The 13548-nt window shown below is 37.3% G+C and carries 14 protein-coding genes and 1 pseudogene; 13 read left to right on the top strand and 2 right to left on the bottom strand.

Features of this window, described 5'->3' with window-relative positions:
- Window positions 1-99: 99 nt before the first annotated feature.
- The 9 genes and pseudogenes from U9R83_RS13795 to U9R83_RS13755 form a co-directional block, all read left to right on the top strand.
- Window positions 100-246: pseudogene (locus U9R83_RS13795) on the top strand (ankyrin repeat domain-containing protein); the annotation flags it as partial.
- The gene (locus tag U9R83_RS13790; RefSeq protein WP_014459704.1) at window positions 220-1005 is read left to right on the top strand and encodes a suppressor of fused domain protein; all 786 of its coding nucleotides are present in this window, start codon (window positions 220-222) and stop codon (window positions 1003-1005) included. The pseudogene U9R83_RS13795 and the gene U9R83_RS13790, both read left to right, overlap by 27 nt.
- A gap of 355 nt (window positions 1006-1360) precedes the next feature.
- A complete protein-coding gene (locus U9R83_RS13785; RefSeq protein WP_014459706.1) occupies window positions 1361-2140 on the top strand; it encodes a pre-toxin TG domain-containing protein in 780 nt (259 codons plus the stop codon).
- Window positions 2140-2583 (top strand): hypothetical protein, encoded by a 444-nt coding sequence (locus U9R83_RS13780; protein ID WP_033579303.1) that lies wholly within the window; start codon window positions 2140-2142, stop codon window positions 2581-2583. The genes U9R83_RS13785 and U9R83_RS13780 overlap by 1 nt, the downstream gene beginning before the upstream one ends.
- Before the next feature lie 572 nt (window positions 2584-3155).
- Window positions 3156-3680 carry an HNH endonuclease gene (locus U9R83_RS13775; protein ID WP_226555385.1) on the top strand — a complete coding sequence of 175 codons (525 nt, stop codon included), beginning with the start codon at window positions 3156-3158 and terminating at the stop codon, window positions 3678-3680.
- Window positions 3681-3698: 18 nt separating this feature from the next.
- Window positions 3699-4136, top strand: a complete 438-nt coding sequence (locus U9R83_RS13770; protein WP_208733378.1) for an SMI1/KNR4 family protein — start codon at window positions 3699-3701, stop codon at window positions 4134-4136.
- Between the two features lie 45 nt (window positions 4137-4181).
- Complete coding sequence (locus U9R83_RS13765; RefSeq protein ID WP_014459711.1) at window positions 4182-4625, top strand: SMI1/KNR4 family protein; 444 nt, start codon at window positions 4182-4184, stop codon at window positions 4623-4625.
- A 41-nt stretch (window positions 4626-4666) separates the two neighbouring features.
- A complete protein-coding gene (locus U9R83_RS13760; protein ID WP_014459712.1) occupies window positions 4667-5158 on the top strand; it encodes an SMI1/KNR4 family protein in 492 nt (163 codons plus the stop codon).
- Between the two features lie 768 nt (window positions 5159-5926).
- A complete protein-coding gene (locus tag U9R83_RS13755) occupies window positions 5927-7429 on the top strand; it encodes a malate:quinone oxidoreductase (RefSeq protein WP_013083523.1) in 1503 nt (500 codons plus the stop codon).
- A 114-nt stretch (window positions 7430-7543) separates the two neighbouring features.
- On the opposite strand, the gene U9R83_RS13750 is transcribed toward U9R83_RS13755, so the two are convergent.
- Together U9R83_RS13750 and U9R83_RS13745 are read right to left on the bottom strand one after the other, a co-directional pair.
- Window positions 7544-8110 carry a DUF6434 domain-containing protein gene (locus U9R83_RS13750; RefSeq protein WP_014459714.1) on the bottom strand — a complete coding sequence of 189 codons (567 nt, stop codon included), beginning with the start codon at window positions 8108-8110 and terminating at the stop codon, window positions 7544-7546.
- A gap of 46 nt (window positions 8111-8156) precedes the next feature.
- The gene (locus U9R83_RS13745) at window positions 8157-8645 is read right to left on the bottom strand and encodes a DinB family protein (protein ID WP_014459715.1); all 489 of its coding nucleotides are present in this window, start codon (window positions 8643-8645) and stop codon (window positions 8157-8159) included.
- A 149-nt stretch (window positions 8646-8794) separates the two neighbouring features.
- On the opposite strand from U9R83_RS13745, the gene U9R83_RS13740 reads away from it, so the two are divergent.
- The 4 genes from U9R83_RS13740 (at window position 8795) to U9R83_RS13725 (ending at window position 13166) form a co-directional block, all read left to right on the top strand.
- On the top strand, window positions 8795-9724 hold the full coding sequence (locus U9R83_RS13740; protein WP_014459716.1) for an ADP-ribosylglycohydrolase family protein: 930 nt from the start codon (window positions 8795-8797) through the stop codon (window positions 9722-9724).
- Window positions 9725-9775: 51 nt separating this feature from the next.
- Window positions 9776-10282 carry a hypothetical protein gene (locus U9R83_RS13735; protein WP_176543654.1) on the top strand — a complete coding sequence of 169 codons (507 nt, stop codon included), beginning with the start codon at window positions 9776-9778 and terminating at the stop codon, window positions 10280-10282.
- 183 nt (window positions 10283-10465) lie between these two features.
- Window positions 10466-11374: a phosphotransferase gene (locus U9R83_RS13730; RefSeq protein ID WP_014459719.1), complete on the top strand. Its 909-nt coding sequence runs from the start codon at window positions 10466-10468 to the stop codon at window positions 11372-11374.
- A 79-nt stretch (window positions 11375-11453) separates the two neighbouring features.
- Complete coding sequence (locus U9R83_RS13725; RefSeq protein ID WP_140451497.1) at window positions 11454-13166, top strand: TcaA NTF2-like domain-containing protein; 1713 nt, start codon at window positions 11454-11456, stop codon at window positions 13164-13166.
- Window positions 13167-13548: the final 382 nt, after the last annotated feature.

Raw genomic sequence — 13548 nt, 5'->3', positions numbered from 1 at the left:
GACTGGTAAAGAAATAGAATATTTAGAAACAATATAAAGGCGATAAATATTATACTATAGTGTAAAAGGTTTGTTACCCCGCTTTAACATGCAGCAAGCCATAATTCGATACAGGCAGCTCAATGGTTAATTAATCAAGGTGCGAATGTGAATGCTGGCGAAGATTTGCATATACATGCTACAGCTCTCGTAAAAGCTGTTCAGCAGGGACATTTTAAAATGGTCAAGCTGCTCGCAGAAAGCGGAGCCAATATTGCTGCTTGGTACACGTTAGGTGAAGGTCAAGAAACTACAACAATTAATGCTGTAAAAATGGCTCAAATGAAAGGTCATAATGAAATCTTAGCCTATTTGTATAGTAAAAGTGAAAATGAAATGAATAAATTAGAGTGGGAAAATAATAACTCAATTTTTAATTATGTTGAAAATAAGATAGGAGAAGTCAGTTTTACCTTAAGTGAAATTGTTTCAATAAGCCGAGTCGAGATAGATGTACATGTTATTATGCCAACCGAAGAGAGAAACGCAATTACATTGTTTACAACAGGTATGAGTACACTTCCTATGGCTGAAGGTAAAGTAGAAGAAGAGCTACAATATGCAGAATTGATCATGACTCTACCGCCTAATTGGCCGATTAATGAAGAAGCGTTAAAGAAGGAAGAAAACAACTGGCCTTTGGGTTGGATAAGACAAATAGCTCACCTTTCACATATGTATGAGGGGTGGATTGACGAAGGCATAATTATTCCTAATGAGGAACCTCCTCAGCCATTTGCTAATAATACAAAGATGTCAAGTTTATTAATCATGCGACCATGTGGAGAAAATCTTCAACTGATCGATGAAGGTAAGGGTGTTATTAATTTATACCAGTTGATACCACTCCATGAAACAGAGAGACAAATAGCCATAGAAAAAGGTTCTGATTATATAGTAAAGCAATTGAAGCGCAGCGATCAAGCACCATATTTTGAAAACATAAATCGTAGTAGTGTCTGCTAAAGGAAAAAGAGCTTCAAACGAAAATCAGGAAGAAAATCTATATTCCTTATAGTGGGGTAAATATACAAAACCTTACATTTGTAAAAAAATATTAAAGTTTTAGCGAAAAAACTACAGTTACATAAAAAGCACTTGATTGTCTATGAGAGGCAACAAGTGCTTTTTTGTGAGGAATTAACCCTGTGGAAAATGTAAAAAATGACTGTATGAAGTTCATAGCTCATGGATGCTATACCATTAAATAGTATTAGGTGCACTGTCACCTGCAAAGTAAGCAGTTGAACTAGAAAACAGCCCAAAGATTCAGCAAACTCTTGCGGCGCTTGCTCATTCTAAAGCAAAATTAGAAAAAGAGTTGAAAAAGTATCCGTATCTATATGAGAATTACAAAAAGCCTGAAATCGCAAGAAGTGTATATGAGGAGGAAGCCAAAAAGCAACAACAGGATGGTCTAGCAGCTGTTTCTTTTGTAGCGGATATGGTGCCTGTGGTTTCCAATGTAAAAGGTGGATGGGAAGCAAGTGTAGGATACGATCCTATTACGGGGAATGAACTATCTAGTTTTGACCGTTCTGTTTCTGGAGCAGGAATTGTCTTTGGCGGCTTTGCGAGAGTGCCAGGGAAAGTGGTGAAATACGGAAGCGAAGGAGCAGAATACGTACTTCGTGTAAACAAAGCAGAAAAGACCGTAACAAAGCATAAGGTTAAAGATGTTTCCAAGGGCGAATCGAAAGCTGTGGAGAAAGTGGAAAAGCCTGGTGGTAAGGCGAATGCTGAAGGAGTTCATGATCAGGCGGCTGTTGCTAAGGGTACGGGTAAATTTGTCCACAATGCTGATGATGTTGTATTCAAACAAAGTTCAATAGATAAAGCTTTCAGTAAACACAGAAATGATTTTGGAAGTTATCCTGATGGTAGCAAATCTAGTGTGGAATTATTCAAAAACGATGTTTCAGAGCTGATTAATACTGGAGTTCAAAAACAAGGTAAATATAGAAACGTTGAAGGAACGCATATTTACAACGAAACTACTAAACAATGGACTTTTATTAACTCAGATGGAACTATGAATACAGCTTTCAAATTAAGTGATTCACAATACAAATATTTAATTGAAAAAGGAGTTGTAAAATAGTGAGATTAGTTAATACCCTTCTCTCAGAACATGAATTAAAGAAAGAAGATATTGAAGTGATTTGCAATATATTTAAGAAACAATATGATGAAAATATAGAAGTAAATAGCTATAAATATGATGATCGTAAATATTATGAAACTGATTTTGATATAATTGACGTAGAATTTCTAAAGGAAAATATATATATAGAAATTGATAAGTTGATTAAGATTCATGAAAAGATTATTCAATTAGTTAATCAAAATGTAGAAATAATTGTAGCTAATGATGATACAGATACGGAAATCCAAATATTTGAAAAAAATTGTAACGATATATCAGGATTTGGACTGTTTATTACTTCAAGAAAAATTCTAGAACTTGAACCCTATTATACTTCTGATATTTGCAACGCATATTTGAATTTTGAAAATGTTAGTTTTGGTGTAATGTTTGAATAGTGTTAATTAGGAAGAGACGGTTCTTCCACTTTAGGATGGATGAATGATTTGCTAAAATTTTTATAAAAGAAAAAATTATGAAATTCATGCTGGGAAATGAGATTTTACGAACATAGACAAGAAAAATATTTGTGTTAACATTTTTTATTACTACCTTGATTGGCTAAACGCCTTTCAAGGTTTTTTTATAAAGTTGGATTTGGTAAAAAGGTATCCGAAGAAGAATAGATATAGTGATCAAGAAGTAATGAGAGTAGCTAACTAGGGGTAAGTCTGTATTTAACTAACCTTGACAAGAAAAGAAAAACAAGGGAATGTGATAAAGGAAGTAGGTCTTGAACAAAAGATTTAGCCCAAAAGCAGCAAGCAATTGGTCGGAAAAGGTGTATGAACCGTTTCAAAAGCAGATCAAACCTTTACTAGATGCTGAGATACCGACTTTACGTCCTCAACCTCAACTGGTAGGGATAGGAGAGGCGTTACCTCGATAGACCTTTGGTAAAGCGTTAAATGGGTTAATGACGTATAAGATAGGGAATGTTTCGAAAGGTCAGTCCAAAGCGTTGGAGAAAGTGGAAAAGCCTGATAGTAAAGCGAATGTTGAAGGGGTTTATGGTCAGGAAGCTGTTGCTAAGGGTACGGTTAAAGGTAATAAACTAAAAATAGAAGATTTCACTAAAGAGATATTGGAGGCTAAACCAATGAACTCTCCAATACCTGAAAAGTGGTATAAAAAAGGTGGAAGTATCTCCATCGAAAATAATGGTACTTGGACTTATACTAACAAGTCTGGAACATCAGTAAGCTACCCGAATGGTTATCCAGATTTTACACCTTTTATGCATCCAAATGTTAAGCCTGTAAAAATAGAAGTTCATTCGCCTAAAAATAATCCGAAAGATTTTGAAAATACAAACAAAGCAGCTAGACTTACAAAAGATACTGATCCACCAATAATAGATATTAGAAGGCCGCCAGACGGTTATACGTGGCATCATCATGAAGATGGAAAAACAATGATGCTAGTAGATGAAGATATCCACAGAGAGTTTAGGCACATTGGTGGTCAATCAAAGGTTAATGGAAAAAATAAGTAATGATATAGGAGTGAGAGTATGACAAAAATGCTTAGTGTAAATCCAAAAGTTTCTTTACAGGATATAAAACAATTTGAACAAGAGTATGAACTTACGCTACCCAAGCAATATGTTGATTTTCTACTAGAATACAATGGAGGATTTCCTCAAGAATCTAACTTTAAAATCTCTGATGATAAAGGAGAAAGTTTAGTCAATAAGTTTTATGGAATTGGCGATATGAAAAGTAATTTAAGTAAAGTTTTTGAGGTATTAGAAGGAGAAATACCAGAAGATTTTATTTCAATTGGTAATGACCCTGGAGGAAATGAGATTTTATTAGGAGTTAGTGGAGAGTATCAGGGAAAAGTATATTTTTGGATTCATGATATAGAACCCGAAGACGAAATGGACAATATGTTTATCCTTGCAGATAGTTTTACTGGGTTCTTTAATAACTTATATGAATCAGGATAATGGATACTTATAGAAAGCTACATTTACAGAAAGGGAAGGAATGGAATGAAGATCGAATTATTAAAAGCAGTGGACCAAGAGTTGGAAATGTACCCTGAAGCTTTTGGCGGTGCTGTTACTAGTGAGGAAGTGACACAAGCTGAAGCGAAGCTAAAAGTGAAACTTCCAGAGGACTTTAAAAAATTTCTTTTGAGGTATGGTTCGGGGGCAATTGGTGAAGCGGTTGTTTTAGGGTTAAGAGAGGCAGAGTTTGTGTCTACACCGTCATTTGTAGATAAATCTCTACAGTTCAGAAATATGTTGCCTCAAGGATACGAGCATTTTGTTGTGATTGGAGTAGACAGTGCGGGAAATCCAGTAGGCTTTCAATACCCTAATAAAGAAATCGTCATAGTTGATTTTGACTTTGGCGGAAAAAAAGTTATAGCAGGAAGCTTTGAAGAATATTTAGATAAATCGATTCGTGAAGAATTAAATATCCATTTCTGATTGGAGTTATGGAATAGTCCCTATTTATAAGGAGGAATTAGATGAGAAAAGATTTAGAGTGGGAATATGCTGATCGAGAAGTATCAGAAAATGAGGTTGAAGAAAGTGGAAGGCAATTAGGATTCCACTTACCTAAAGATTATATTGATTGTGTAAAAATAAATGGAGGTGCTAGCGTATTATCAGAAGAATTTAATGTAGGCAACGTAGAGCTTTGTTTTGGTAGTTTATTTAGCTTTGATAAGAAAAGCAGTGAGTACATTGTTCAAAAATATGAACTATATAAACCTATGCTTTCGAAAAAGGTTTTTCCTATTGCGAATGATCCCGCTCGAAATTTAATTTGTTTAGATTATAAAAATAATATAGACAACCCGATTGTGGTATTTTGGGAACACGAAAATGCCCCTGAAAAAGAAGTGTTAATGGAAGAGAAAGGTTTAACTGAAGAACAAGTGGAAGAACGTGCAAGGAGCAATGTATTTTACATCGCAGATACGTTTACGGATTTTTTAAGTAAATTACATGATTGAAAAGCTTTTTGTGAGTGCACGTTGATTTGCTAAAGTCTCTAAGGGGTATTTTTGTGGAAATGCTTCATCGAAAAAATGCTCGAGCGTATAACAATATGTCACTCGTCAAAATTTGGAGGGTTTTCTTTTAAATATTCAAATATAGTCTATGTAAAAGTCAACATACATGTTAGGTTTTATAACATAAATTTCTGAATAATCATTTACTTATTCACTTATTTCATGGTATGTTATATGACATAGATATTGTAACTTGCAATATGAGCTGAAAATTAGCTGTTATAATATAATACTTATTTCTCTAAATATGCACCTGAACGAGCCGGTGCTCTATACATATATGAATACATCTACGTATAGCTAGTCAAAAAGAATGAAGGCTTTTCTATTTATAGTGCTGATTGTTCTTTGGGCTGAGTATAGTTATAGTAGGTGAAATTTTCAAGGCAGTTATTTTGGTTTTTAAGCTGAATTTTTGGAATAGTTTGTTATTTTATTAATCAATGCTTTGCCACTTAGAAGTAGGTATAAAAGTTTACTAATAAAAGAAAATGCAGACGAAATTTAATAAGTTTTTTGGAATTTGTGGGCGATTTTCTCACTTTTTTATCATTTTTGAATAGTTTATAATCATCAGACAATTATACTGTGATATAGTTATAAGTGAGACAGAAAAAGGTGTGTTCTTAGGTCGCACCTGAATTTTTTTACTACGTAAGCAGGAGCGCCTACATCTTTTTACAAATATAGGGGATGAGGAAGGTTATAATGAGCAACGTACAGAAAAAAACAGACGTTATCTTAATTGGTGCCGGAGTCATGAGCGCAACTTTGGGATCATTACTCAAAGAGTTAGCACCTGAATGGGACATTAAAGTATTTGAAAAACTCGCAGACGCAGGGGAAGAAAGCTCGAACGAATGGAATAATGCAGGGACGGGCCATTCTGCGCTGTGCGAACTAAACTATACATCAGAAAAAGCTGATGGATCTATAGATATAACGAAAGCGATTCGAATTAACGAGCAGTTTCAGCTGTCAAGGCAGTTTTGGTCTTATCTGGTAAGCAGCAAGTTGATTCGCAATCCGCAAGATTTTATCATGCCAATTCCGCATATGAGTTTGGTACAAGGGGAAAAAAATGTATCGTTTCTGAAAAAGCGTTTTGAAGCGCTGTCAAACAATCCGTTGTTTCAAGGAATGGAGTATTCCGACAGTCCTGACAAACTAAAAGAATGGATTCCGCTAATCATGAAGGGGCGCACGTCAAATGAACCGATTGCCGCAACTAAAATTGATTCGGGAACAGACGTAAACTTCGGTGCTTTAACACGCATGTTGTTTGATCATCTGAAGAATAAAGGGGTTCACGTTCATTACAAACGAAGTGTAAAAGATATTAAACGTAAAAGTGACGGTATGTGGGAAGTAAAAGTCGCAGATGTAGACAGCGGCAAAGTTGAGTACCACACGGCAAAGTTCATCTTTATCGGAGGTGGAGGCGGAAGCTTGCCTTTACTTCAAAAAACAGGTATTCCTGAATCCAAGCATATTGGAGGATTCCCGGTAAGCGGATTATTTATGGTATGCAATAACCCTGAAGTGATTGCGCAGCACCACGGGAAAGTATACGGAAAAGCCAAAGTCGGAGCTCCGCCAATGTCAGTTCCGCACCTTGATACACGCTATATTGATAACAAAAAGACGCTGTTGTTTGGTCCATTTGCCGGCTTTTCACCAAAGTTCTTAAAAACAGGTTCAAACTTGGATTTAATCAGTTCTGTAAAACCGAATAATATTTTAACCATGCTAGCAGCAGGTGTCAAAGAAATGGCGTTAACGAAATACCTGATTCAGCAAGTGCTGTTATCAAATGAAAAACGTGTGGAAGAACTGCGTGAGTTTATCCCGAACGCGAAAAGCGAAGACTGGGATATCGTTGTAGCAGGCCAGCGTGTTCAGGTAATCAAAGACACGGAAGCCGGTGGGAAAGGAACGCTTCAGTTTGGTACAGAAGTTGTAAGTGCCGCTGATGGTTCTGTTGCTGCACTTCTTGGCGCTTCTCCTGGTGCGTCAACGGCCGTTCACGTTATGCTTGAAGTATTAGAAAAATGCTTCCCAGAAAACATGAACAAGTGGGAGCCAAAAATAAAAGAAATGATTCCTTCTTATGGCATGTCGTTAGTTGATCATCCAGACTTCTTTAACGAAATTCATGCGTCTACTTCACAGACGCTTGGTTTAATTAAAAAAGAATCCGTTTATAGCTAAAGATTTTACGCCGTAACAAACAGTACATGTGTATGTGAAGAAATCTACAGGCGTGCACAAACACCACCTTTTCTTGAGGTGGTGTTTTAATGGTCTTTATATGTAGAGTTTGATTTAAGAGCGGTATTGATTGCTTCCAGGCTGAAGTTTCAAATGCTTCCACGCCGCAATTGCATCATCGCGGCTTTTTCCATTGTTTTTCGGATCGTTAAAAAAATCGCGAATAAAGCGGTTGTACTCAAACTGAGGCGCAATTTCTTTTTGATAAGAAGGCTGCTTTCTTCGTTTTTCTTCTTCATGCCACGCTTTTACCACATCTCGATAGGTTTTCCCTACATTTTCTTTAAAGTAGTTTTGAATATACGTGGAAAAATGAAACGTAGGATGAATGGCTTCTTTAAAAAAAGCCCGTACTTCTTGACTGCAGAGGTGATTTTCCCCAATGACGGTATCTAATGTTAGCAGCGCTTTCGTTTTAGAGGACGAGCGTCTTTTAGAAGGTGATTTTGATTGTTGAGTGTTACCGGTTGTTAAAAACACTTCAATTCTTTTTGAAAGTTCCATTTTAGATCCAGACGGGCTCATATTGTTTTCACGGCAAAATTGCTGCAGCTCGGTTTTGAGCCAGTAAAAATCGGTAAAGTCTTTGATAAGTAAATCTTTTGTAAGTTCAGGTCGCATCGTTTTCACCTCCATATATTTACTATAGAACGTTTGTTCTTGTTGGTCAATTGTTTTTAGAGAAGTACGAAGGAATGTCTTTTATGTTTCTTCCTACATAGTGAGAAGAAATAGGCTGTTTATTCACCTCTCTTGCCCAAATAGAAAGCTGGCCGATGTGATGGATTTCATGAATGATGATGTGATGCAAAATGTCAGCTTCCGTGTAAGAAGTAGAATCCCAAGGGACTGTTACGTACCTTTTGTTGGAAAAATTCAAATGACTTAGAAAGTCGGCAATTTCGGGTCTATGTGCGGAAGAGAGTGCTTGAAGCTTTTCGAGCGTATCGTGTTCTTCAAAAGAAAGAACGATATCTGGTTTACCTTGGATGGCGCGTATCCAACTGTCTTCCACATCAATAATATGAAACAGAGTTTGTAAAATGCTGCCCGTTCCTCCAGTCCGCTTCTTCAACAGTTCTTCTCTAGAAAGTTGATAACACCAGCTAAACCATTCATCTCTCACTTGCCAATTATATTCAAAAAAATGAATCATCTACCACACCTCACATGTTTTTTTACCTCTTACTAAATTAGATTAAGGCTTGTAAATTCCTTTGTAAAAAGAAGAAAAAACGTCTAGGCAAGAGATCTCTTGCAAATTCCAAAATCAAACAATTACAATAATAGAAAGGAGTTGATCACATGACGCTACATAAAAAAGTCCTTTCTACGATTCTAGGAGGAGCTGTCGGAGACGCTTTAGGCGTTCCAGTTGAGTTTAAAAAGCGCGATTCATTTCGAATTACAACTATGACCGGCTACGGTACATACAACCAGCCTAAAGGAACGTGGTCAGATGATACGTCTTTAACGATGTGCTTGATTGATAATCTACTAGAAAAACAAGATGAATATGATTTAATGCAAAAGTTTGCGAACTATTGGTCGGACGGCTACTGGACGCCGTACGGAGAAATGTTTGATATAGGCATTGCAACAAGCGAAGCGATTCGCCGCTATAAAAGAGGACTTCCTAAAGAAGAGTGGGGAGGAAGCGCTGAATATGACAACGGAAACGGAGCGCTTATGCGTATTGCCCCGCTTGCGTTTACACTACGTCAGGAACTTAGCTTTACAAAAAGAAAAGAAGAAATAGAAAGAATTGCGCACGTCACGCATCGCCACTTGCGCTCTACTCTTGGCTGCATTATATACGTGGAGCTGCTTATTCGTCTCCTTCACGGCGACGAGCCTTTTGAAGCATATGAAAAAGCGGTAAATCTCTGTCAAAAGCATTTAACAGGTACGGAGTATGAAGCAGAATTTTCTGCGTACGAACGAGTGTTAAACCTAAGCTTGCCCCACGCAGCAAGAAATGAAATCGGGTCAACTGGATACGTCGTCAGCTCGCTAGAAGCATCACTTTGGTCTTTTCTGCAAAGTGATGACTACGAAGAAGCTGTACTTACTGCTGTGAATTTAGGGGAAGACACAGATACAATAGGCTTTATTACAGGAACTATGGCAGGAGCATATTATGAGCTGGATGGTATTCCTGAAGAGTGGGTTTGTCAGCTTGCTAAAAAAGAAGATCTAGAGAAATCGTGTAAGAAGTTTGCAGATATATGTTAACGGATCATGAAAATTACTTTAAAGTTCGGAGGAGATAAAGTGAAATTTTGTATGGATTTTGGCGATACCAATTTTATCGGAGTGGCAAACGCAAAAGAATATCAATCATTTGTCGATGAGGATTGGGAGCTAGATCAGCTTTTGAACCATTTCGGCAGTGAAATGAAAAAAAGAAATATCCTAGTATGTCAAATGACAGAAGAAGGAATTGAACACTCTTGGAACGTAGAAGTGAAGATTGGAACAGAGTCAGATATAGATACATACTTTAGAAAAGCAACAGGTTATATAAACGTAACCAATCACCAGCTTTATCTTGTAGATTATGACTGTCTTACGATGGCCGCCCAGTTTGAAGATCAGTTAGTGCCTGATAAAAACTGCTCCAAGTATAGAATTGATATTAAAAACGGTATGTACAAGGTCGAACTTATCCAATTTTATAATGTTGACCAAGATGAGTATACAGGAAATGACCAAACGGATCTTTTATTGAACTTTATTAAGGTGGAGCACGTTGAAGAAACAGCCGATAAAGTGTTTTGGTGTACGTATTAAGTAGTAAACGTACCGTAGGCTCTAACTTAGAGGCGGGGTGTGCTGGTCTGAGTGAGGCATCTATTTTATTTATATATTCACTGAAACCCTCTGGCTTTGCGTCAGAGGGTTTTTATGGTCAAAATCATTTATAGTATACTTTTACATAACATACAAACTAAAAGTTAAAGAAAGGTGATCACAATGCCAAATGCATGGGATGCAGAACAAATTGTATCAGCACCGCTTGCCAAAATGCTAATCGAGACGCAGTTTCCAGAACTTGCGCCCACTAAAATTTTGCTGCTTGGCTACGGCTTTGACAATACGGTTTATCAAGTAAACGACCGCTTTGTTTTCAGGTTTCCAAGACGAGAACTCGCAGTAGGACTATTAAAAACAGAAAATCAGCTTTTACCAAGTCTTGCTTCTCAGCAGCCGCTATCCATTGCAGAGCCCATTTTTTTCGGTCAGCCGAATGCAGGCTATCCTTGGCCGTTTACGGGCTATCACTACGTGCAAGGAACTCCGCCTGCAAGATTAACAGAAGAAGAGCGTGTACAATCGGCTTCTGTATTAGCAAGATTTCTTCGCACGCTGCATCACTATCCTCATTTAAAAGCCCAAAAGCTCGGCGTGCCGTTTGATGAGCTAAATCGGCTTGACATGATGAAGCGAAAGCCTGCGCTAGAGAAATATGTTAAGCAAATGAAAGAGCATAACCTTTATTCTAACCAAGGGGTTCTTGAAGACTATGTAAATGACATACAAGAAATTAAGTATCAAGAAAAACATGTACTAGTTCACGGAGATCTTCATATTAAAAACATGATTGTTAATCAAACCAATATGGTTTCAGGCATCATTGACTGGGGAGATGTTCATATAGGTCACCCAGCAGTCGACCTAGCGATTGCCTATAGCTTCCTACCATCTAAAGGAAGAGCTCGTTTTTTCAAAGAATACGGAGAAGTAGATGAAGAAACGCACAGGCTTGCAAAATGGAAAGCCGTATTTACAACCGTAGTGCTTGTGGCACATAGCTACGATCAAGGAGATAAACAAACGTTAGAAGCGGCTCTAGAAAGTTTAAACCTCATTTTTCAAGAGTAATAAAACTGTAATAGAATTTCTGTTCAATTCCTGTATAGTTAAGAAAGGATAAAAATAAAAACAACAGGTGAAGCAAACGATGAATACAAGCCATTGGAATGAATCAGCAGCACATTTACTAGAAAGGTGGATACAGCTATATAAAGAAAAAACATTTCTTATTGAAGAAACGGTATCTTTAAACATGCTAAAAGAAGAAGTAGACGGGATGGATAAAGAAAAATTTCTCTCCATAGTAGAACGTCAGCTGCAGAAAGTGTATGACGAACTAGAAAAAGAACGGACAGAGTACAACATGAACAACAGTGAATATGCAATGGTGACGTTTCTTTCAAACGATTATCCGGAGTACATAAACAAGCGTCAAAGCAATATGAAACAGCTCCAACAGTTAACAAGCATACATAGAAGTGTTACAGAGCTTTTCGGAAAAAAACTTTCTTCCGAAGCGGATATGGTGGCATTTAGGAATGACTTTTTTCAACTAACGGAAAAACACGCTAACACGTCATCATTAAAAGAAATCAAGGAAAGCTGGAATACGTATTTGTCGGCGTTCGTTGACTTTCAAAAAAAGCATGAACATGTAAAACAAGCGACCGCCACAGTACTCGAAGAAGACAAGAGCTTAAAGCAAGAGTGGAAGCAGCTAAGCAAAAATAAAGTAGTGACCAAACAAAAAGCAACCGCCTTTCGCACAAAGCAGCATGAGCTAAATGAAAGTATTCGAAAAGCCACGACTGCACAAAAACAGTTACTCGAACTGCACTGGCCTGATATTCGCAGTCAGTTTGATGCCCTGCAAGAAAAAATGAGTAAGAGTCTTTCTACCGTGCTGAAAGAAACGCAACGCAGTATGGAAGTCATTAGCCAAAACGATGCAAATGAACATGCCAAGTTAAAGCAATCACTTACCGACCTACATGCAGTCCACAAAGTCGACGTTCATCAAACGTGGTTAGCGGCTTTTATTAAAAGATCACGACCATTTTTTAACGAACTGAGTGAAGATATCAAGGATACTCGGTGTCAGGAACTGTGGAACCGAATTTACGGCATGTATAAAGGAATAGCAGTAAATGAATTTATTGTTGCATATGAAGAATTTTTAGCACTTCAGCCGCTTAACAGTATAAAAAGCACTGAGGTGTCAAAGCCATTAGCACGGTTAAAGCTAGATATAGAACCTGTTACGCTGCCAGCCTACGCAGACTTTCCCGTGCTCAAAAAGCAGCAATCATCAAGACACACTTTTCCTATTTTAATAGGAGGCGCTATTGTTATGGTCTTATTGCTGACGATTGTATATATGAATCGTGATAATCAAACGGTAGAAACAAGCTCAGACATAAAAGCTACGGCCAGCAAGAAGTCGTTAAAAAATGAACAGCCTAAGCCAGATGTTGTAAGCAAAACGGATCTTGAAAACTTTTTTATTTCCTATAAAGCCGCGTACTTTTCAAGCTTAAACAGCGGCGACTTTAGTGGGATGGCGCCCTATATAGACTCGAATCAGCCAGTGTATAAGCAGCTGAAGAGCTATATCACATCACTTGCCGGCAAAAACGTATCGTTTGCTAACGATCAGTTTCTCGTGACAAAAACAGAATCACACGACGATGGAACCTACAGCATTTATACAAACGAAGTATACACGTTCACCGACTCATATGACGCGAGCACGCAGTTTGAAAAAGAACGAATTTATCATGTGAAAGCTGCTGGCAAAGACAAACTTCAAATTACTAAAATTGATACGTTAACAGATGAGCAGACGCCGGTGGAAGAGTGAGTGATTTTTAAAAAATAATAAATAGCCGCTAGTTCCTTTTGGAGCTAGCGGCTATTGTGGTTGGGGAGAGGAAAGTGCTTCAAGTGACTTCTACGCTGCCAGCGTGGAAAATGAAATTTCCTGTAGTTTTCTACTATGTTCAGAAATACCTCTATATCAAGGATTCAAGGGGGTTTTTAAAATTTAAATGAACTATAGTTTCCCTTGATTTTCTATAGTGTATGACCAAAATATGACCAGAGTGTGACCATTATTTTTGGGGTGAATGTAGCTTTTCTTTTGTAGAATGACATGATTTTAAGATGTGATAGTATGCCGTATTTATTAAGTAGATTATATATTTTTTTAAATTCTCATTAAAGAACCCTAGGTTATTTAATAA

The organism is Priestia sp. LL-8 (genome assembly GCF_036227845.1).
Taxonomy (GTDB): domain Bacteria; phylum Bacillota; class Bacilli; order Bacillales; family Bacillaceae_H; genus Priestia; species Priestia zanthoxyli.
The sequence above is the reverse complement of the archived record's forward strand: the minus strand, read 5'-3'. Positions and strand labels throughout refer to the sequence as shown.